This is a genomic window from Clostridium sp. AF17-21AC, assembly GCF_003461365.1.
Classification (GTDB): Bacteria; Bacillota; Clostridia; order Lachnospirales; family Lachnospiraceae; genus Coprococcus; species Coprococcus ammoniilyticus.
Genome location: NZ_QTWY01000012.1, coordinates 1 through 20,426 on the forward strand (window position 1 = coordinate 1; position 20,426 = coordinate 20,426).

Annotated in this window: 18 protein-coding genes; 16 read left to right on the plus strand and 2 right to left on the minus strand. The window is 41.6% G+C overall.

The features are described 5' to 3' along the window. Window positions 1–91 precede the first annotated feature (91 nt). Window positions 92–1,156, minus strand: coding sequence for a hypothetical protein (locus DWW85_RS12470; protein WP_147340910.1), 1,065 nt, complete (start codon window positions 1,154–1,156; stop codon window positions 92–94). Window positions 1,157–1,821: 665 nt separating this feature from the next. Between DWW85_RS12470 and DWW85_RS12475 the strand changes: the two genes are divergently transcribed. The 3 genes from DWW85_RS12475 to DWW85_RS12485 are packed head-to-tail and all read left to right on the plus strand — an operon-like array spanning window position 1,822 to window position 3,524. Next, window positions 1,822–2,361, plus strand: coding sequence for a PTS sugar transporter subunit IIC (locus tag DWW85_RS12475; protein WP_226801039.1), 540 nt, complete (start codon window positions 1,822–1,824; stop codon window positions 2,359–2,361). Then, window positions 2,354–3,223, plus strand: coding sequence for an alpha-amylase family glycosyl hydrolase (locus DWW85_RS12480; protein ID WP_117808838.1), 870 nt, complete (start codon window positions 2,354–2,356; stop codon window positions 3,221–3,223). The genes DWW85_RS12475 and DWW85_RS12480 overlap by 8 nt, the downstream gene beginning before the upstream one ends. Beyond that, the gene (locus tag DWW85_RS12485; protein ID WP_117808839.1) at window positions 3,207–3,524 is read left to right on the plus strand and encodes a hypothetical protein; all 318 of its coding nucleotides are present in this window, start codon (window positions 3,207–3,209) and stop codon (window positions 3,522–3,524) included. Before DWW85_RS12480 ends, DWW85_RS12485 begins: the two co-directional genes overlap by 17 nt. Here DWW85_RS12485 and DWW85_RS12490 read toward each other — a convergent pair. After that, on the minus strand, window positions 3,498–4,241 hold the full coding sequence (locus tag DWW85_RS12490) for an AraC family transcriptional regulator (protein WP_173783654.1): 744 nt from the start codon (window positions 4,239–4,241) through the stop codon (window positions 3,498–3,500). The two genes, DWW85_RS12485 and DWW85_RS12490, sit on opposite strands and share 27 nt — an antisense overlap. A 233-nt stretch (window positions 4,242–4,474) precedes the next feature. Here DWW85_RS12490 and DWW85_RS12495 point away from each other — a divergent pair, with 233 nt between their 5' ends. The 13 genes from DWW85_RS12495 to DWW85_RS12560 all read left to right on the plus strand — a co-directional run bounded on the left by DWW85_RS12495 (window position 4,475) and on the right by DWW85_RS12560 (window position 20,426). Then, window positions 4,475–5,506: a cellulase family glycosylhydrolase gene (locus DWW85_RS12495; protein WP_226801031.1), complete on the plus strand. Its 1,032-nt coding sequence runs from the start codon at window positions 4,475–4,477 to the stop codon at window positions 5,504–5,506. Between the two features lie 361 nt (window positions 5,507–5,867). Next, window positions 5,868–6,287 (plus strand): hypothetical protein, encoded by a 420-nt coding sequence (locus DWW85_RS12500; protein WP_117808841.1) that lies wholly within the window; start codon window positions 5,868–5,870, stop codon window positions 6,285–6,287. 2 nt (window positions 6,288–6,289) lie between these two features. After that, window positions 6,290–7,267 (plus strand): hypothetical protein, encoded by a 978-nt coding sequence (locus DWW85_RS12505; RefSeq protein ID WP_117808842.1) that lies wholly within the window; start codon window positions 6,290–6,292, stop codon window positions 7,265–7,267. A 115-nt stretch (window positions 7,268–7,382) separates the two neighbouring features. Continuing rightward, window positions 7,383–8,327, plus strand: a complete 945-nt coding sequence (cdaA, locus tag DWW85_RS12510) for a diadenylate cyclase CdaA (RefSeq protein WP_117808843.1) — start codon at window positions 7,383–7,385, stop codon at window positions 8,325–8,327. Beyond that, window positions 8,317–9,546 (plus strand): CdaR family protein, encoded by a 1,230-nt coding sequence (locus DWW85_RS12515; protein ID WP_117808844.1) that lies wholly within the window; start codon window positions 8,317–8,319, stop codon window positions 9,544–9,546. The genes cdaA and DWW85_RS12515 overlap by 11 nt, the downstream gene beginning before the upstream one ends. Window positions 9,547–9,641: 95 nt before the next feature. Next, window positions 9,642–10,358: an NAD-dependent protein deacylase gene (locus DWW85_RS12520; RefSeq protein ID WP_117808855.1), complete on the plus strand. Its 717-nt coding sequence runs from the start codon at window positions 9,642–9,644 to the stop codon at window positions 10,356–10,358. Window positions 10,359–10,388: 30 nt separating this feature from the next. Further along, entirely contained in the window at window positions 10,389–11,225 is an 837-nt protein-coding gene (locus tag DWW85_RS12525) for a transketolase (RefSeq protein ID WP_117808845.1), read from the plus strand. Next, window positions 11,213–12,151 carry a transketolase family protein gene (locus DWW85_RS12530; protein WP_117808846.1) on the plus strand — a complete coding sequence of 313 codons (939 nt, stop codon included), beginning with the start codon at window positions 11,213–11,215 and terminating at the stop codon, window positions 12,149–12,151. The genes DWW85_RS12525 and DWW85_RS12530 overlap by 13 nt, the downstream gene beginning before the upstream one ends. A gap of 943 nt (window positions 12,152–13,094) precedes the next feature. Continuing rightward, the gene (locus DWW85_RS12535) at window positions 13,095–13,616 is read left to right on the plus strand and encodes a MarR family winged helix-turn-helix transcriptional regulator (RefSeq protein ID WP_117808847.1); all 522 of its coding nucleotides are present in this window, start codon (window positions 13,095–13,097) and stop codon (window positions 13,614–13,616) included. Continuing rightward, the gene (locus tag DWW85_RS12540) at window positions 13,594–14,931 is read left to right on the plus strand and encodes a citrate/2-methylcitrate synthase (RefSeq protein WP_347465503.1); all 1,338 of its coding nucleotides are present in this window, start codon (window positions 13,594–13,596) and stop codon (window positions 14,929–14,931) included. Before DWW85_RS12535 ends, DWW85_RS12540 begins: the two co-directional genes overlap by 23 nt. A gap of 415 nt (window positions 14,932–15,346) precedes the next feature. Then, window positions 15,347–16,006 (plus strand): HD domain-containing protein, encoded by a 660-nt coding sequence (locus tag DWW85_RS12550; RefSeq protein ID WP_117808849.1) that lies wholly within the window; start codon window positions 15,347–15,349, stop codon window positions 16,004–16,006. 70 nt (window positions 16,007–16,076) lie between these two features. Continuing rightward, window positions 16,077–18,263, plus strand: coding sequence for a polyphosphate kinase 1 (gene ppk1 / locus DWW85_RS12555; protein ID WP_347470685.1), 2,187 nt, complete (start codon window positions 16,077–16,079; stop codon window positions 18,261–18,263). 120 nt (window positions 18,264–18,383) lie between these two features. Further along, window positions 18,384–20,426, plus strand: a complete 2,043-nt coding sequence (locus DWW85_RS12560; RefSeq protein WP_117808851.1) for a CDP-glycerol glycerophosphotransferase family protein — start codon at window positions 18,384–18,386, stop codon at window positions 20,424–20,426.

Sequence of the window (20,426 nt, forward strand, 5' to 3'; positions counted from 1 at the left end):
CAAATCAGGTACTAAAGGATTATCTGGCATCTGTGTAACATATGTTTGACAAACCTACAGTTTTTCTATTTCTTATTATCTAGTAAATAGTTTACTGAATATTATGGTCTTTAAGCAACTGCAGGTAAGTATCTGGGAGAAGAATATTGTCTGATTTACTTTCTTCTCCAAGATAACAAAATCCGTATTTTGATAATGATTGTTCGCTTGTTATCTGTTTTCCATTATATATACTAGCAGGATAAGCCATATTAGCAGAAACGCTCATTTTTTCTCCATACGCATTGATTATATATCCACTCTTGCTCGGAATCAATAATCCATTATATTCTCCCTTTGTAGGGTTCCCTCGTATATTTCTTTCTTTCATTTTTTCTCCACAAACCCGACAGGTATAATCCTGATAATATTCAGACCAGGCTTTCTCCGTTATAACAGTCGTATTTTCATACTTTGGTTCATCTGCGGTTGGATGATGGATGGTATCAAGGAGGACCTTGGCAGGTTCATAATTTCCATGATTGGTTTCGCTGGAGTGCTTATTCCATTCCTCTGGTGTATCGTAATACTTCCCACACTTTTTGCAAATATATTTTATATCCTCTGACCACACTTCTTCGTCCCACTCTTTGACCGGGATCTGAACTTCCTTTGTCTTGGCTTTATGATCAATCTGTTCTGTTACAGAACCCGCCTTCCATAAATGAACATGATTCGCCGGCTGTTTAGACAAAGATCTGTCACTCACAGTTTCATAAGCCTTATTCTTGATAAACACAGTGCTGTTTTTCTGGATCTTCCCCTTGTTATCAACCGGATATTTTTTTCCGGCTGCAGCATAGATCCCGGATGAAACCGCCATACTATTATCGGGCCTTACAATCTGATTATTCTTCACTTTAAAATCCTGTCTGCTACCATTTTTATCTACAAAATAATTGCAGCCACTTGATTTAACGATTGTTGACCGCTGTATCTTTCCATTTTTTACATAAACATCATCGTTCCAGCCATCTTTCAACGCCTTGATGTCACCATTTTTTGTGATCCGGTAAGAAGTGCTTCCGTCATCATAATACTTTACACATCCATCATTGTCGATGAAATAAGACCCCTGCCAACCCATTGCTCTTGAAATGTTTCCGTTCGTATTCACGAAAAAAGATTTTTCATTATAGGTATAAATTTTTCCCTTATATTTCTTTAAATCTTTCTTATCCCATCTAGTGTTATTTCCGTTCCAGACTCTAAATTTACCATTTGTTATTTTTACAGAAACAGTACCGTTTTTTTTAACATAGTAAGTATATAATCCGTTATTATTTAATTTCCAGCCTTTGTTTAGGTTAATAAGACCGTTAGCCCCTACATAGAAATTTTTCTTATGTAGCCGAATGATGGTATTTTTCTTGTTTTTGAATACTTTTGAAGATGGTTTTTTATTGTTAGCAGTATATGTGTAGTATTTGCCGTCTTTGATTTTGGCATACAAATAACCATTTTTTCCGGTGCAATAGGCGATTCTTTTCGATGAATCGAAACTCCAGCCATTATTCAATTTGGAGCCGTTTTTTTTACAGATAAATCGTCCTTTATTGTCATTCCAAGTCAGTGTATAACCTGATTCTCTGCCGGCAAGTTCTGCTTGTTTTTTTTGCTTTTTCTCCATGTGCAGCAACAGAAGCAGATGAAATACGCAATATGAATAAAGAGCAACGAGTAATGCATTATCTTAAAAACCATGATAGTATTTCAACACAACAGGCAATGGAACTGTGTGAATATAAAATACGAGCAGGTGCATGTAAGTTGCTAGATAAAATGATTCAGAATGATATTTTGAGAAAAATAGGAAGTGGACCTGGTACAAAATATATATTTATTGATGACAACTTTGTTGCTCATCGTATGCAGAATGATAACAATGCAGGCAAATGGAAGAGCATGAACCGCCTTGCATGGTGCGGGCCGCTGCTCTGTTCCTTACAGACAGCACTTCCGACGCTTATTGTTGTAATCTTTGGTGCAAATGTAGTCAACTTCATTTTAAAGGTAATTCCGGAATGGGTAACGGATGGTCTTTCCATCGCAGCAGGTATCCTTCCTGTTGTCGGTATCGGTATGCTGATGCGTTACATGCCGATCAAGAAATTTCTTCCATTCGTGCTGATCGGATTTGTCCTTTCCGCATACCTTTCCGTACCGGTGCTCGGTATTGCGATCGTAGGATTTGCAGCAGCATTTTGGTATTTCACAAGTGAACTGAAAAAGCAAATGCCCCTGCAGCTACAGCAGTTGCCGGAGCAGGAACATATGAAGCAGAGGGAGATGATTTCGATGAGTATCTCCACAGGTGGATAACGGATATGATATCGCAGATTACAAAGATATAGATCCAAGCCTTGGAACAATGGCAGATTTTGAACCCCTGCTTGCAAGAGCACATGAACTGGGCTTGAAGATCCTACTAGATCTGGTTGTAAATCATACATCCGATCAGCATGAATGGTTTAAAGAGGCAAAGAAATCCAGAGACAATAAATATCATGATTACTATATCTGGAAAGACAGAAACGGTGATGAGCTTCCAAATAACTGGGGATCATCCTTCGGCGACCCTGCATGGGAATATGTAGAAGAAGTTGACCAGTATTATCTGCACTGTTTCGCAAAAGAGCAGCCGGATCTGAACTGGGAGAATCCTGAGGTTCGTAATTCTGTATATGAGATGATGCGATTCTGGTTTGAAAAGGGTGTTGATGGATTCCGTATGAATGTTATTTTCCTGATTTCAAAGGATCAGTCTTTCCCGGATGGCCCGGTCATCCAGAACAAGCAGTATGGAAGCTATTATGCAGGCTGTGCAAACGGTCCGAGAGTGCATGAATTTTTACATGAGATGAATAGGAAAGTCTTATCCGATTTTGATGTTCTGAAACGTGTCATGACCGAATGGCAGGATAAGATGTATGAAAATGACGGCTGGAACAGTCTGTACTGGAGTAACCACGATCAGGCAAGAGCCGTTTCCAGATTCGGAAATGATTCTGAGAAATACCGTGTGATCTCAGCCAAGATGCTTGGAACCTGTCTTCATATGATGCAGGGAACTCCTTATGTATATGAAGGTGAAGAACTCGGTATGACAAATGCAGATTTCACAGAGATCAGCGAATACAGAGATCTGGAAGCGTTAGATATCTATTATGCATCTGGTGGATGATCTGGCAGGATATGTTAGAAAAGAATCCCGCGATGTTCAGAAAAGAGCCATTCTCTTTTCTTCCTCTGAGGATGGCATTCTGATCGGTTGGGATGAAATCAGAGAATATCTGAATACAAGGCCGGGTGTCCATGCTGTAGATGGTGGCTGTGATAACCTTGAATTTAACCGGTCAGATGCAACTAAAGCAGCAGGACTTCAGACACTTGCGGTGATGCTTGGTATTCCCATGAATGAGACTCTGTCAAATAATGAAGACGGCGTTGCTGTTGTATTAGAACGCATCGCTTCGCTCATTTGACAGACCACCCATCTGTTTGCGGTAGGCATTCGGTGTCAGGCCATATTCTTTTTTAAAACAATTTACAAAATGACTGCAGGACGCAAAATACAGAAATGAACTGATTTCTGTACAGCTCGCCTGGCTGTTTAACAGCATGTAGCGAGCCGTCCTGCATTTTTCTTTTATGATATATTGTGAGAGACTGCAGTTCATATCTTTTTTGAACAGACGGGTCATATAGTCCGGGTGGAGCTTCACTGCATCGGCGACATCCGATACCCGGATCGGTTCTGTGATATGGTTGTTGATGTAGGAGACGGCCTGCATGACATGATAAGACAGTCCGGGACTGTTATGAAGCTCGTGCATGGCAAGTACAAAATCCTTCACAACAGCTCCTTTTCGCGGATTCAGTTGTTCCGGTGTCAGACATGCGTCGATTTTTCGGATATGCATATCACTTAAAGTATAGGCCTGTTCCGGATCCAACCCGGCCTCGATACAGAAACGTGTGATCATGGCAGTCAGAATGACCAGATGGTACTTTTTGTTCTGCAGTGGGGATGAAGACAGCTTTCCCATGCCTTCCATGGTATCTGCATTCATATTTAGCTTCAGCAGCTCCATATCCCCATTTGCGATCCGCCGGTAAAATGAATACTCTGCCTCCATCGGCAGGTGATAAGACTGTTCCTCCTGCTGCGCTAATAACAGTTTCTGTAATTCTTTATTCATGGAAATACTCCTTTCATATAATATACAGCTATAAAAATATTTGCATATAGGCATTATTTTATCAAATGAACGGATTGTCCATCTCTAAAAATACAATCAGAACAATGAAGGTCAGCTATGCGATATAAAAATCGGATATATTATATTCCCTACATATGCATTTATAGTATCATAAATTCAGAAAATAACAATTACAAATTTATTATTTGCTAAATGAAAAGGAGATCATGCATATGAAGACATGGAAAGGGTATCAGAAGGGTGTTAATCTGGGAGGCTGGTTTTCCCAGTGTGATTATTCCGAGGACAGATTCAATAATTTTATTACGGAAGATGATTTTAAAGAGCTTACAAGCTGGGGACTGGATCATCTCAGACTGCCGGTGGATTATAATCTGGTAGAGACAGAAGACGGACAGTATAAGGAAGAAGGTTTTGCACGGATCAAACGTGCACTGGAACTCGGACATAAATATGGTTTCAATATGATTCTTGACCTGCATAAGACCGCCGGTTATTCTTTTGATCCGGGAGAAAAACAGAGTGGATTTTTTGGAAACGAAGCTCTTCAGGAACGCTTCTACAGATTATGGGAAGAATTTGCAAAGCGCTTTGGCGGATATGGAGATAAAGTTGCATTTGAATTATTAAATGAGGTAGTAGATAAAGAAGATGGTGCCGTATGGGCAGAGATCGCACCAAAGTGTGTCGAACGTATCCGTGCATATGCACCGGCAACTGATATTCTGATCGGTGGTTACTGGCATAACAGCGTGCAGGCAGTCAGAGATATTCCGATGCCGATGGATGAACATATCATATATAATTTCCACAGCTATGACCCTCTTCTTTTTACACATCAGGGCGCACAGTGGGTAGATGATATGCCGGCGGATTATCATATGGAATTCAAAGGCAGCATGGAAGATTTTTGTGCATATGCAAAAGCACACCTGCCTGCAAAACTTGCGGGAACGCTGTCGATCCTTGATTATAAGGGCAATCTTGATTCAGCATATTTTGAAGACCTGTTTGCCGATGCGATCGCTGTTGCAAAGGAGCGAAATGTAGCACTTTATTGTGGTGAATATGGTGTGATCGAAAACGCAGATCCGGCAAACACTGTATTATGGTATAAAGCCATCCATGAAGTATTTGCAAAATATGGTATCGGCCGTGCGGCATGGTCATACAAGGAGATGGACTTCGACCTTCGCGCTGATCGTCTGAAACCGGTATTTGCTGAACTCAAGAAATATTTTTAAGGCTGTTTATCCATATACCCGGGTAAAGCAGATAGAGATGGTGGGGTGGTTGAGACATTTGCATAATTTCCGAATAGAAAGGTCACATTGCCAGCGAATGCGGGTGCATGTCTGAGCCCGGAGGGCGAGTTTGCACAAGAGCATGAGCGGATCGGGCATGTGTACCCTTCTTGGAAATGAAGCAAGTCTCAACCACCCCACCATCTCTATCTGCCTTACCCGGGTATATGGCATTCTTTTAATCAAGGCGTTAATTCTATTTAAGAAACTTTTTCCGGCGCATGCTTGCTTATTCTTTTCGTATGGATTATAATAACAAAAGCTGATTTTTGTAGAAAGAAAAGAAGTAGGAGAAAACAAGATGGTAAACGAAGAAAAGGTCAGATTGATGACCAGACTTGCCATGTACGAACAATCTACAGGAAAAGAAGATCTGGAAAAAGGCAGATATTTCAAATCAGACTATGTAAAATACAACTGTCTGAAGACCCTGGTATCGACAACGATATTATTTGTGATCGTGGTAGCGGCCTATATTTATTACAATATGGGCAAACTGATCACGGAGCTTGTAGATATAGATCTGTTCGGTCTGGCATATAAACTTCTTATAGTATATGCGGTTGTTTGCGTAGTATTTATGGTTCTTGCATGGTTTCTATACTCCTATAGATACACCAAGGCAAAGCCTCATATCATAAAGTACAATCAGGATCTGAAGAAGCTGATTGCTTTCTATGAGAAAGAGGACAAAACCAAAGGGAAGAAGAGGAGGAAGTAAACATGGCATCACTTTTGACATTCAGAGATGGAATTAAGAATTTTTGCAGTAAATACGATAGGATCGTAGCACCGGCTATCCGGTTCATTCTCGCATTGCTGATGTTCTGGTCCATTGTACATATTACAGGCGGACATAATGAAACGATATCCAGCGGGCTGGTTATTTTTCTTCTTGCTGTTGTATGTGCATTTATTCCGGAAAGTCTTACTTATGCAATTGGTGGAGTTGTTGCATTTATGAATTATTTTTCGGGCAATAAAGAAACAGGCATATCATTTATTGTTTTATTTATTATCATGTATTGCCTGTATATCCGGTTTTTCCCGAAAGCAACATGGGTGGTCATGTATGCCCCATTATTTTTCATTATTAAAATGCAGTATGTGCTTCCGATTCTTGCAGGTATGTTTGTAGGACCGATCGCGATCGTTCCGTTAGCTTTTGGTGCTGTCTTCTATTATTTTTCATTAGATGCATCCAATTATCTTGCAGAACTGAGTAAGACAACAGATACAGAAAATATGCTTGAAAGTTATAAATATATATTCCAGCATTTGATTGATAATAAAGATCTTCTGCTTACGATTGTTGTATTTGCAGTTGTTCTTATTATTACGCATGTGATATACAGATTATCGGTTGAATATTCATGGTATGCGGCAATTATTGTTGGTGGTCTGTTTGAGATTATCTTATTCCTGGTTGGAAATGTTGTACTCAATGCAAGCATCTCGATTGGAGAGATTCTGCTGGGTTCGATCTGTGCAGTGATTATTGCGGTTGTAGCGCAGTTCTTCAAAACAGTTGTGGATTATTCAAGAGTGGAGAATACACAGTTTGAAGATGAGGAATATTATTATTATGTAAAAGCTGTTCCAAAGATCGTTATGACGAAACAGCAGAAGAACGTAAAAAAGATCAATACAGTATCACAGAATATCGCTGATGAAGATTCAGTAAGTGGTGTTACGAGGTAAAATGAATTCTTGCATATGACCTGACGTTTTTGTCAGGTCATATCTTTATCCCACCATATAGGAAGGCTGATACAGCCTTTGTATATCCGGAATATTCAGAAAGGAGAGATATCGAATGGATAAGATCCTGGCATTTATGAGAACATATTTTGACTGGTTTTACATTACCACACCGGATATCAGTGACATTATTGAGATCCTGATCCTTTCATATGTGATTTATAAGATACTGATGTGGTTTAAGAGCAATCGTGCATGGACACTGTTAAAGGGTATTGTTCTAATCCTGTTATTTACGATTCTGGCATCCCTGTTCCAGTTTAATACGATTCTGTATATATTGAAAAATGTGTTCAGCATAGGTATTCTGGCAGTTATCATTTTATTCCAGCCGGAGTTCCGGAGAGGACTGGAAACACTTGGACGAAAGAAATTTTTTGATTATATCATGCATGAAGATGCAGATGAAAGAAAGCTGAGTGACAAAACGATTTATGAGCTGATCAAGACAGTAACTGTTTTATCAGCGAACCGGACAGGTGCATTGATCGTTATTGAAGACAAGGTCGCACTGGGTGAATATATTGATACGGGAATCCCTGTTGATGCAGTTGTAACGAACCAGCTTCTGCTTAATATATTTGAGCATAATACACCGCTTCATGATGGTGCAGTCATCCTCAGAAATAACAGAGTGGTTGCAGCAACCTGTTATCTTCCATTGTCAGCCAATCTCTCTATCAACAAGGAGTTGGGAACCAGACATCGTGCAGGTGTAGGTATCAGTGAGGTGTCCGATAGTGTAACACTGATCGTATCAGAGGAGACCGGCTCGATCTCGATCGCAAAGGGTGGCGAGCTGTATCGAAACCTGGATACAGAAAGTGTCCGGAACCATCTGGAACTGTTAAATCAGGAGGATGGAAAGAAAAAGGATGAACGCCGGCAGAGGGATGGCAAACGCAAAAAGAAGAGTACTGAGAAAAAGACCAGTTCAGGTAATGTAAAAAGTGGAAAGTCTTCTGATAAGAGAAAGGAGGCTGACGGCAATGAAAGATAAATTATTCAGTAACTGGGGATGGAAACTCTTATCATTGATCCTTGGATTTGTTGTCTGGGTCACAGTTTTAAATGTGGATGATTATTCAACCACACGGCAGATCAGAGATATACCGGTTACCCTGATCAATACAGATGCGATTACGGACAAGAATCAGTTGTATGATATTGTGTCCGGTGAAACAGTGGACATCATCGTAAAGGGCAGACGTTCAGTTGTAAATGCACTTGGAGCTTCTGATTTTACAGCAGTTGCGGATATGTCAAAATTGTCGATCACAAATGCTGTAAATATTACGGTGACAGCGAATTCATCGTCTGTAAATAACAATATCAGCATTACGATCGTAGATAATGTACTCCAGGTAGAACTGGAGGAGGAACAGACGGCATCCCTGCCGGTAACGGTTACGACAAAGGGTGAAACGGCAGAAGGATATACGACCGGTATTCCGGTATCTACGCCGAATCTGATAACGGTAAAGGGAGCAGCAAGCGTGATCGAACGGATTGAGAAGGCAGAGGTACAGGTGGACGTATCCGGACGGACTTCAGATGTAACAGCAACCTGCACACCAATCTTCTATGATGCAAATGGTGACGCGGTATCCAGTAAGAAGCTGGAAAGCAAGGTGACCGGAGTGTCTGTAACTATACCGGTTTATAAGACGAAAACGGTAGCAGTAAAGCTGGACACAACCGGTGTTCCGGCAGATAATTATAAAGTAGTGAACGTAGAATATGTGCCGAATGAAATAACAGTTGGAGGACCGGCAGATGTGCTGCAGAATCTCACGGAGATAACAGTAGATGATATCGATGTATCCGGATGCAGTGAAGATCTGGAAAGTACGATCGAGATATCTAAGTATTTGCCTGATGGAGTTGTTCTGGCAGATGAGAATACAAGCATCAGCGTCCATGTAGCGATTGAACGGAATATCAGCAGAACAATGACGATATCAGCCAATGATATTACGATTGAGAATAAACTGACGGACTATGATTATGCTGTTCAGTTTCCGGAGGGAAATACAGTTGTGATATCAGGGCTTTCTGATGAGGTTGCCAAGCTTACAGCGAAGGATCTGAAGATAACGATTGATGCGGAAACATTATCCATTGGTGCAAATACGGTTGAGCTGTCGATAAAAGACAGCGATACATACACAGTGGACAGTACCTGTAAAGTGGATATAGAAGTTACGGCAATGCCGTGACACAGCAAGGGCAGGCAATAGTAGAACTACAATAGGAAGGTTTCGCTATTGCCTGATCCTGTATTATGCAGAAGGGAGACTGATATATGGAACAAATGAATGAGAAAATTGCAAAGTTAAAAGAAATTGTTGCAGGTTCGGAACGTATGGTTTTCTTTGGTGGAGCGGGTGTTTCTACAGAGAGCGGGATTCCGGATTTCCGCAGTGTGGATGGATTGTATAATCAGAAATACAAATATCCACCTGAAACGATCATCAGTCACAGCTTCTATATGCGTGACCCGGAAGAGTTTTACCGTTTCTATAAGGATAAGATGATCTATCAAGATGCAAAGCCGAATATGGCACATAAAAAACTTGCAGAACTGGAAGCGCAGGGGAAACTTGCAGTGATTGTAACACAGAATATTGACGGCCTGCATCAGATGGCAGGAAGTAAGAATGTGATTGAGCTGCATGGTTCGATCCATAGAAATTATTGCACAAAATGTCACAAATTTTATGATCTGGATTATATTATTCAATCAGATGGTGTACCAAAATGCAGTTGTGGTGGAATAATTAAGCCGGATGTAGTATTATATGAAGAGGGTCTGAACAATGACGACATTGAGAATGCAATCCGGTATATTTCGGAGGCAGATACATTGATCATTGGCGGAACCTCGTTGGTTGTTTATCCTGCCGCCGGACTGATCCGGTATTTCAGAGGAAAACACCTGGTAGTTATTAATATGTCGCCGACACAGACGGACAGTCAGGCAGATCTTCTGATCGCTGACAAGATCGGAAAAGTGCTGGGACAATTATAAAAATGAAAATAAAACGAAATGGAGAAAGACATGAACAAACTAGACCTTCAAAAAAAGGCTGTTGACATCCGTAAGGGAATTGTTTCCTCCGTACATTCTGCAAAAGCAGGACATCCGGGCGGATCACTTTCAGCAGCAGACATTTTTACTTATCTTTATTTTGAGGAATTACATGTGGATCCGAAGAATCCAAAGGATGAGAACAGAGACCGTTTTGTATTATCCAAAGGACATACAGCACCGGGTTACTATTCAGCCCTTGCTGAGAGAGGATTTTTCCCGGTTGAGGATCTTCTGACCCTGCGTCATATCGGTTCTTATTTACAGGGACACCCGGATATGAAGCACATTCCTGGTGTGGACATGTCATCCGGTTCTCTCGGACAGGGACTTTCTGCAGCAGTCGGTATGGCACTTGCAGCAAAGATGTCCGGTAAGGAATACAGAACCTACTGCCTGTGCGGAGACGGAGAGATCCAGGAGGGACAGATCTGGGAGGCTGCTATGTTTGCAGGTCACAGAAAGCTGGATAACCTTGTAGTGATCGTAGATAATAATAACCTTCAGATCGACGGAACCGTTGAGGATGTATGTTCCCCATATCCGATCGATAAGAAGTTTGAAGCATTTAATTTCCATGTAATTAATATCGACGGAAATGATTTTGATCAGATCGATGCAGCATTCAAGGAAGCAAAGGCAACCAAGGGAATGCCGACAGCGATCATCGCCCATACCGTAAAAGGTAAGGGAGTATCCTTCATGGAGAACAATGTGGGATGGCATGGTAAAGCTCCGAATGACGAGGAGTATGCGATTGCAATGGAAGAACTGGAAAAGGCAGGTGACGTGTTATGTCAGAAGTAAAGAAGATCGCAACAAGAGACAGCTATGGTAATGCATTGGTTGAGCTTGGAAAAGAACATGAGAACCTGATCGTACTGGATGCAGACCTTGCAGCAGCAACAAAGACCGGAATCTTCAAGAAAGCATTTCCGGAACGCCATGTAGACTGTGGTATCGCAGAATGTAATATGGCAGGCATCGCAGCCGGAATGTCAACCTGTGGATATGTGCCGTTTATGAGCTCCTTTGCGATGTTTGCGGCAGGCAGAGCTTTTGAGCAGGTAAGAAACAGTATCGGATACCCACATCTGAATGTAAAGATCGGAGCAACTCACGCAGGTATCTCCGTAGGAGAAGACGGAGCAACCCACCAGTGTAATGAAGATCTTGCACTGATGAGAGAGATCCCTGGCATGGTGGTTATCAATCCATGTGATGATGTAGAAGCAAGAGCAGCCGTAAAGGCAGCATATGAATATGTAGGACCTGTCTATATGAGATTTGGAAGACTGGCAGTACCGGTCATTAATGATGAGACAACCTACAAGTTTGAGATCGGCAAGGGCGTAGAATTACGGCCTGGAAAGGATATCACGATCATAGCAACCGGACTTCCGGTATCTGAGAGCTTAGAAGCTGCGAAGTTTTTGGCAGAGGACGGTATCGATGCACAGGTGATCAATATCCACACGATCAAACCGCTTGACGAGGAACTTGTCGTAAAGGCAGCACAGGCAACCGGCAGAGTGTTCACGGTAGAGGAGCATTCGATCATCGGTGGACTCGGTTCAGCGGTTATGGAATGTCTGGCAGAGAAGAATCCGGTTAAGGTAACAAGGATCGGTGTTCGCGATACCTTCGGTGAGTCCGGCCCGGCAAAGGACCTGCTTCATAAGTATGAACTCGACGCAGAGGGCATCTATAAGCAGATCAAAGCAGCATTATAAAGGCTATGTAACAAAAATAAAGATACATTATTTATTATTACGCAAGTCACGTTCGGGAGCCTTTGAAACAAAATGGAAAATACATTACATATTATTACGCAAGTCGTTTGCACTCTATTCCAACGCAACGGTACTAAGTTCCTCGCCTATGGCGACTCACTAAGAACCGGCGTTGGAAAAGGCTTGCTACATAATAGTAATGCTATTTTCCATTTGTACTTTAAGTATTCGTGTCCGAACGTGCTTGCTGCATGATGATAATGTATCTTTATTTTTGTATCTAAGTGCCTTTATAACGCTGCTTTTTATAGATAGAGGGTATGGCGGCAGACAGGGCAATAAAATGAGATACACATATGTAGAGTATAGATTATATTGAGCTGCCCATTAATGAATAAAATGGATGAGAGATATACTATTATGGAGTAAGCCTTATCCGAGGCCAGTACTTAAGTTGCGTCTTTTGCAACTTTATGTACCGCTGCACGAGGATACGAGTGGAAGCGTCTTACGGAATAATATGTATATTCTTATTCATTTTTAATTCATTAAGGGCAGCTACTTGCAAATAAAACTATATATGTGTATCTTACATGGATTCCTGTCTGCCGCCATCCCTCTCTATCATAATTCTAAAATTTTCGGCGCAGTTCTTAAATAAGGATAAAGTCGGTTGACAGAAGCCGGAAGTTTCATTTATCATATCAAGTAGAGTATATTTAAATCTATTATTTCAATAAAATCTTTTCATTCATTGTTCCGTTCATGTTTGGAACAGATACGAAAAATCTATAAAAAGATCAGGAAATAAAACTACATAGGGACAGAGAGTTGACAGAGCAAAGGGACACTTATACTTGTTATTGTGTACAATTCAGTGAAACAATATACGTTGGAGTGATAACAGGGGCTTTTATATGTGTACCGGAAAGGGAGGTTGTTTATGCAGGAACAGAAAGTCGAACAGGAAATTGATATTACGAAATTATCGAATGAATTTACCTACAGAAAATACATGATGAGCAGGGACTCCGTACGGCATTTATTTTCTAAATTAAGTGTTGCGGAATATGTCGCGCTGCAAAGTATAGAGGCGATCAGCGGGGATTCTGCTATTTATGGCGGCAAGGCATATCTGACTGATCTGTCCGTCCGGATGCAGATGAGCATTCGCAGGACATCAAAGACGGTAAGGGATCTCAGAGATTGCGGCTATGTCAAATGGTCACATGATGGAAATGGTACGGACGGCACTTATGTAACGATCACGGATGCCGGTGCGAAACAGCTTCATGAGCAGGAAACGATCATTAAGGACTTTTACGGAAATGTAATTAACAAATTCGGCAAAGAGAATATGATCAATCTGTTGATCCTGATGAAGGAGCTGGATACGGTTATGGAGAGTGAGATTGAAGAAATGCAGGTGGTGAAGAACGATGATGAGTCTGATGAAAATGAATGAGTATGTGGCAATACAGGAAAAGATATGCGAGAAAAATGATTATATCGCACCAAGATTATATGATGAATATGGAGTAAATCGCGGACTTCGCGATGACCGCGGAGTTGGTGTATTGACCGGTCTGACGAATATTTCAAAGATTGTATCCTCTAAGGTGCAGAATGGCAAGAAAGTACCTTGTGATGGAGAACTCTGGTACAGGGGTTATCGGGTGGAGAATCTGATCGGAAGTCTGGGAGAAGATGAACTGGGGTTTGAAAAGGTGGCATATCTTCTGTTGATGGGTGAGCTGCCAAATGCAGAAGAACAGCATGAATTTGAGAAGATCATCGGTGGGCTTCGTACGCTGCCATCGAATTTTACAAGAGATGTTATCATGAAAGCGCCGACAGAGGATATCATGAATTCCATGACACGTAGTATCCTGACGCTTGCATCCTATGATAAGAATGCAAAGGATACCGGTGTGAATAATTCTCTGCGTCAGTGTATCCAGCTGATCAGTGAATTTCCGATGCTGGCTGTATATGGATATAATGCATATAATCATTATGTAAAGAATGACAGTATGTTCATCCATCGTCCGGCAAAGAATCTGTCAACGGCTGAGAATATTCTCATGCTGCTTCGTCCGGATAAGAAATATTCCAAGGTAGAGGCAAAGGTACTTGATACGGCACTGATCCTTCATATGGAGCATGGTGGTGGTAATAATTCAACCTTTACAACAAGAGTTGTTACGTCCTCCGGTTCGGACACCTATTCCACAATGGCGGCTGCTATGTCATCCTTAAAGGGACCAAAGCATGGTGGTGCCAATATCAAGGTTATGGAAATGATGGATAATATTCGCGGACATATAAAAGACTATGAAGATAAAGATGAGATAGAAGCATATTTAAGCAAGATCCTGAACAAGGAAGCATTTGACAATAAGGGACTGATCTATGGTATGGGACATGCCGTATATTCCTTGTCAGATCCGAGAGAGCGGGTGTTCAAGGATTATGTCGTTAAGCTGGCTCATGAAAAGGGCAGGGAAAAAGATCTCAGGTTGTATGAGAACATAGAGGAGCTTGCCCCGGAGCTGATCGCAAAGCAGCGCAAGATCTTCAAGGGTGTAAGTCCAAATGTGGATTTCTACAGCGGATTTGTATATGACATGCTGGGAATCCCGATGGAGCTTTATACAGCGATGTTTGCAGTTGCACGTATCGTTGGATGGAGCGCACACAGGATCGAGGAGCTGATCACGAATAACCGGATCATGCGTCCGGCATATATGAGTATCATGGAGAAAAATCCCCAGATATAAACAAAAGCCAAAAACAAAGCGTAGTTTATAACATGAGAACAGACAGGTTATAAGAGCCCATTGAGGTTCTTATAATCTGTCTGTTTTTATGTATGGATCGCTGTATCGACTATAAAATAAATCAGATAATACAGAAGAAAATATACAGAAGGAATCTGCATAAACATACATTTTACATAAATAGAAATGCAACGGATCACATATACTTAGAAAGAAATGTAAAATTTCCAGATGCTTTTCAGGGGTTATCAGAAAGAACCGGAAATAAGGGAAATTATTTGGGGGATGCCGGTAATACATTGAAAATAAATGATTTTACCATGATTTTACAAAGAATTTTCAAATGCTTGATAGCGACAAAAATCGGGATGATGTAAATTGAAGAACAGTGAAGCAGAAGAGAGATAGATGGTATATGAAAGTAACACTTGAAGATGTAAAGAAGAACAAAGCGGTTCAGACATATATAAGGATGGCAGATGAATCTCTGCGCGCAATGGGATATACGGAGCATGGATTTGCACATGTAGAACGTGTGGCAGAGACAGCAAGGGAGATACTGCTGACACTTGGATATTCCGAGCGGGAAGCAGAGCTTGCGAGCATTGCGGGGTATCTGCATGATATCGGAAATGTTGTGAACCGGGAAGGACATGCGCAGTCCGGTGCGGTCATGGCATTTCGGATATTAGATGATATGGGAGCAGACCCGGAGGACACAGCTGTAATTATAACAGCAATTGGAAATCATGATGAGTCAGCAGCATTTCCGGTAAATCCGATCGCAGCAGCATTGCTGATCGCGGATAAAAGTGATGTGAGAAATTCAAGAGTCAGAAATACGGATATTTCATCCTTTGATATTCATGACAGAGTGAACTATGCCGTAAAAGAAAACAAACTGAAGATTATCAAGGATTCACATATTGAGCTGAAATTAAAGATCGATAAATCCATGTGTGCCGTTATGGATTATTTTGAGATTTTTTTGCAGCGTATGATCCTGTGCAGGAAGTCAGCCGAGGTGCTTGGACTGGAATTCTGGCTTACGATCAATAAACAGCGGGTAATCTGACAGGGGGTGTATGGCGATTCAAAGAATATTTCATTACATAAAAGAGAAAATAACAGGAGCGATAAAAAGAATGAATAACGGAGAAAAGAATCTGAAAAATGCAGAAGTGGCAAATGAGAAAATACAGCAAGAAAAGCGGGTAAAAAAGGTGAATCATGTCGGACTGTATGAAAATCGTGAATTATCATGGTTGAAGTTCAATGAGCGTGTGCTGGAGGAGGCAGAAGATACCTGTGTTCCATTGTGTGAGCGGATGACATTTCTGTCTATTTTTCAGAGTAATCTGGATGAATTCTTTATGGTGCGTGTCGGTTCTTTGGAGGATCAGAAGCTGTTAAGCCAGAAGCTTCGGGAGAATAAGACGAATATGACAGCGGGAGAGCAGATCGATGCAATCTTAAAGCGTGTATCCGAGTTGAATGACAGGAAGGATGCCATCTATACGTCTATTATGAAAGAGGTTGGAGAGAAAGACGTTCATCTGACTGATTTCAAAGCACTTACAAAATCGGAGAGCAAATATCTGGAAGAATATTTTATGAAAGAGATTGTGCCACTGTTATCTGTTATGATCGTGGGAAGAAAGCAGCCGTTTCCATTTTTGAAGGGACAGGAGATTTATGCGCTTGCGGTTCTTGGAACACGAAGTGACAAGAAAAAGATCGGAATCATTCCGTGCAGCAGTTCTGTATTCCCAAGACTGATCCGGATTCCGACGAAGGATGATACTTATATGCTGGTCGAAGAACTGATCCTGCATTTTCTGCCAAAGGTTTATAAAGGCTATAAGGTTCTTGAAAAATCCGTGATCCGTGTAACGAGAAATGCGGATATTGATTTTAATGCAGTCTATGATGAAGACCTTGATTACAGAGATAAGATGGCACAGATCGTAAAGCTCAGAAAGAAGCTGGCACCTGTACGACTGGAATTATCCCGAGATATTAATGGAGATATGATAAAGCAGGTATGCGAGTATGCAGAGATGGAGGAACCGCATGTGTTCTTAAATCAGGCACCGCTTGACCTCTCCTTCTTGTTCCAGATTGAGGATATCCTGAGAAAGGATGCAACGCTTGTCTATCAGAGACGTGTGCCACAGGCATCTCCGATGCTAAAGAGCAATGAGCGTATCATACCACAGATATTGGATCATGACGTATTGTTATCCTATCCGTATGAGAGCATCAAACCGTTTTTGCAGATGCTTCAGGAGGCTGCCCGCGATCCGGAGGTTATCTCTATTCGTATGACACTTTACCGTCTGGCAAGAAACAGCAAGGTGGTAGAGGCTTTGACCGAAGCTGCCGAAAATGGCAAGCAGGTTGATGTGCTGGTTGAATTAAAGGCCAGATTTGACGAGGCAAATAATATCGAGTGGAGTCGGACATTAGAGGATGCGGGCTGCCATGTTGTATATGGTATAGATGGCTTAAAGGTTCATTCAAAGCTATGCCTGATCACCAGAAAGGTTGGAGGTGAGATTCAGTATATTACACAGGTGGGAACCGGAAATTATAACGAAAAGACTTCCAGATTATATACGGATCTGTCACTGATCACGGCAGATAAAAGGATCGGTGAGGAGGCAGCAAAGGTATTCCAGGCAATCCTGCTTGGTTCCGTGGTAGAAGATATGGAGCATCTGCTGGTTGCACCAAAATGTCTTCAGAATAAAGTAATTGCTATGATCGAGAATGAGATTCAGATCGCAAAGGAAGGAAAGCCGGCTTATATCGGAATCAAGATCAATTCGCTGACAGATAAGAAGATCATAGATAAGCTGATCGATGCATCCAGAGCCGGAGTAAAGATCGATATGGTGATCCGTGGTATTAACTGTTTGAGAAGCGGAATACCGGGTGATACCGATAATATCCATAGTGTAAGTATCGTGGGGCGTTTTCTGGAACATTCCAGAATCTATATTTTCGGAACGCATGACAGGGATAAGGTATATATCGCATCGGCTGATTTTATGACGAGAAATACACTTCGTCGTGTGGAGGTCGCAGCGCCGCTTTATGATGAGACGGTGAAGAATAAAGTCAGGAAGATGTTTGCAACGATGCTTCGCGATAATGTGAAAGCCAGAGAGCAGCAGCCGGATGGCAGTTATCAGAAACTGTCAATGGTGGGACCTGTCTTAAATTCACAGGAATATTTTTACGAGGAAGCATATATGGAAGCCGGAGATGCTTTTCATCAGCTTTTAAGAAAGCAGGATATGGATACGGAGAAGAAACAGACGGTGTAATTCAGACAAAGTCAGAAAATAGAACCTGACACAGGGGAAAATGTTATTGAAAGTTTACCTGTAAATAGATATACTATAAGTGGTAAAACAGGTTAAAAAGATAAGGAGTTTTAACACGATATGAAGCTTTCGATAACAGGATTATTTAAGCGGCATGTAAAGGAAGAAAAAAAGCCGCAGAATATAGATGCAGGTCAGGAAAAGAAACCGGCTTCCATAATTCAGACAGATACATGGAAGAAGCCATCATCAGATGGACTGGTGGATTATCATGCTGTAACCGGAGAAGGAACACCGGAGTATCAGGAACGGCAAAACAGTTTACAGCAGATGGAAGCATGGGCGAAAGAGAATCAGATTCCGGTCGGCAAGCGTACGGTGACCGATTATTACTATGACAGTAAGATCGTACCGGGACGGGTTGTACTGATGGGACTCGGAAAAAATGTCCGTGGCAGTATGCAGTATATTTTAAATGAATTAAATCATAACGATGCATTTAAAGATTTTCATATCTATGTCAAAACAGCCAAAGATACAGAAGAGATTGTAAAGACCTATATCAGACAGAACGGATGGAGCCGTACAGAAGCGGTGACTCCGGATTCTGTCTATATGGAGTTGATCGAAACGGCACAGTTTCTTCTGACTGAGGTGTATTTAACGGCTGCATGGGTGAAGAAAGAAGGTCAGATGTACATTAATATCTGGCATGGAACCCCGCTTAAAAAGCTGGGACTTGCAAAGAATGCAAAAGGAAAGCATAAGAATGGCATTCAGCAGAGCAATTTCATTGATGCAGACTATCTGTTATATCCAAATGATTATACAAAAAAACATATGCTGGAATCCTATAAGGTTGCAGACCTGATGCCGGGTAAGGTCTTAAAGCTCGGTTATCCAAGAACCGGTGGTATGTTAGAGGCTGCGCAGAGTGACCAGACAGAATTGCGCAAGATGCTTGCACCGAACGGAGAGCACATTTATGCCTACATGCCAACCTGGAAGGATTATCTTAAGGTCGATCAGGTTGTTGCGGAATCAAAGGAGCTTCTGGATTATCTGGATGCAAATCTCCGAGAGGATCAGATCCTGTATGTAAATCTGCATCACAGAGTCAGCGATTCGCTGGATTACAGTCAGTTTAAGAGGATCCGCCAGTTTCCTCCGACAGTGGACAGCTATAAGCTGTTGGCATTGACGGATGCACTGATCACGGATTACTCCAGTGTATTCTATGATTATCTGGCACTTCGCCGGCAGATTGTTTTATATTGCGCTGACTATGAGCTGTATCGTAAGAAACGTGGCACTTATATGGATCTGATGGAGCTTCCTTTTGATAAGGCAGTAACACCGGAAGAGGTACTTGCGGCGATCAACCGTGGTAAGACCTATGATGATGAAGCAGCATATCAGGAGTTCTGTGCTTACGATTCTGTTGAGAATGCGCACAAGCTCTGCAGTTTATTCCTGGGAACCGAGGATGAAGTTGAAGTAGAAGCGATTCCGAAAAATAAGAAAAAGAAAGTAATGATCTATTCAGATGCACTGTCCGAGTGTACGGAGACACAGTGGCTTAGAAAAACAGCGGAAAACTGTGCCGGAAGTGATACGGTGGAATTATTTATTTCCTGCAATCAGGATATGGTCAATGAGAATAAGGATTCAGCATATCCGTTGCTGAATAAAGTTCCGGTTATCGGAACAACCGCTGATTATTTCCCAAGTGCGATGGGACATACAGCGAAGAAGCTTTACGAAAGTGGGAAGATTACGATAGGACAGGCAATGTCCGTATGGAAATATGATTATGCAGCAGCAGTCAGGCGTTTTCTGGGACGTGCTGCCTTTGATCTGGCAGTATTGCTTGATGTGACAGATCCGGAAAAACTTCTGGCATTGACATTTATGGATCAGCCAAATAAAATAATGATTATCAGTGACCTTATGTACAAAGAGATCACAGAAAATAATAATACATTCCTGAAGGATGCCTTACAGGTAAGTGCATCTTATATGAGGGCAGTATTTGTGAAGAATGAAGAGCAGTATGCATATATCAGTCAGATGATCAGGGATGCATGTCCAGTTTGTTATATGAAGGATGCAAAAGATCTGACACAGGCGATCAACGCTGCTGTGATGAGAGAAGGAGAATAA

Bases quoted from the DNA above. Each gene is read 5' to 3' on its own strand.
- DWW85_RS12475 (WP_226801039.1), top strand. From the start codon at position 1,822: ATGATTCAGAATGATATTTTGAGAAAAATAGGAAGTGGACCTGGTACA.
- DWW85_RS12560 (WP_117808851.1), top strand. From the start codon at position 18,384: ATGAAGCTTTCGATAACAGGATTATTTAAGCGGCATGTAAAGGAAGAA.
- DWW85_RS12535 (WP_117808847.1), top strand. From the start codon at position 13,095: ATGCAGGAACAGAAAGTCGAACAGGAAATTGATATTACGAAATTATCG.
- DWW85_RS12550 (WP_117808849.1), top strand. From the start codon at position 15,347: ATGAAAGTAACACTTGAAGATGTAAAGAAGAACAAAGCGGTTCAGACA.
- DWW85_RS12540 (WP_347465503.1), top strand. From the start codon at position 13,594: ATGAGTCTGATGAAAATGAATGAGTATGTGGCAATACAGGAAAAGATA.
- DWW85_RS12490 (WP_173783654.1), bottom strand. From the start codon at position 4,241: ATGAATAAAGAATTACAGAAACTGTTATTAGCGCAGCAGGAGGAACAG.
- DWW85_RS12485 (WP_117808839.1), top strand. From the start codon at position 3,207: ATGCATCTGGTGGATGATCTGGCAGGATATGTTAGAAAAGAATCCCGC.
- cdaA (WP_117808843.1), top strand. From the start codon at position 7,383: ATGGATAAGATCCTGGCATTTATGAGAACATATTTTGACTGGTTTTAC.
- DWW85_RS12530 (WP_117808846.1), top strand. From the start codon at position 11,213: ATGTCAGAAGTAAAGAAGATCGCAACAAGAGACAGCTATGGTAATGCA.
- DWW85_RS12505 (WP_117808842.1), top strand. From the start codon at position 6,290: ATGGCATCACTTTTGACATTCAGAGATGGAATTAAGAATTTTTGCAGT.
- DWW85_RS12495 (WP_226801031.1), top strand. From the start codon at position 4,475: ATGAAGACATGGAAAGGGTATCAGAAGGGTGTTAATCTGGGAGGCTGG.
- ppk1 (WP_347470685.1), top strand. From the start codon at position 16,077: ATGAATAACGGAGAAAAGAATCTGAAAAATGCAGAAGTGGCAAATGAG.
- DWW85_RS12520 (WP_117808855.1), top strand. From the start codon at position 9,642: ATGAATGAGAAAATTGCAAAGTTAAAAGAAATTGTTGCAGGTTCGGAA.
- DWW85_RS12500 (WP_117808841.1), top strand. From the start codon at position 5,868: ATGGTAAACGAAGAAAAGGTCAGATTGATGACCAGACTTGCCATGTAC.
- DWW85_RS12515 (WP_117808844.1), top strand. From the start codon at position 8,317: ATGAAAGATAAATTATTCAGTAACTGGGGATGGAAACTCTTATCATTG.
- DWW85_RS12525 (WP_117808845.1), top strand. From the start codon at position 10,389: ATGAACAAACTAGACCTTCAAAAAAAGGCTGTTGACATCCGTAAGGGA.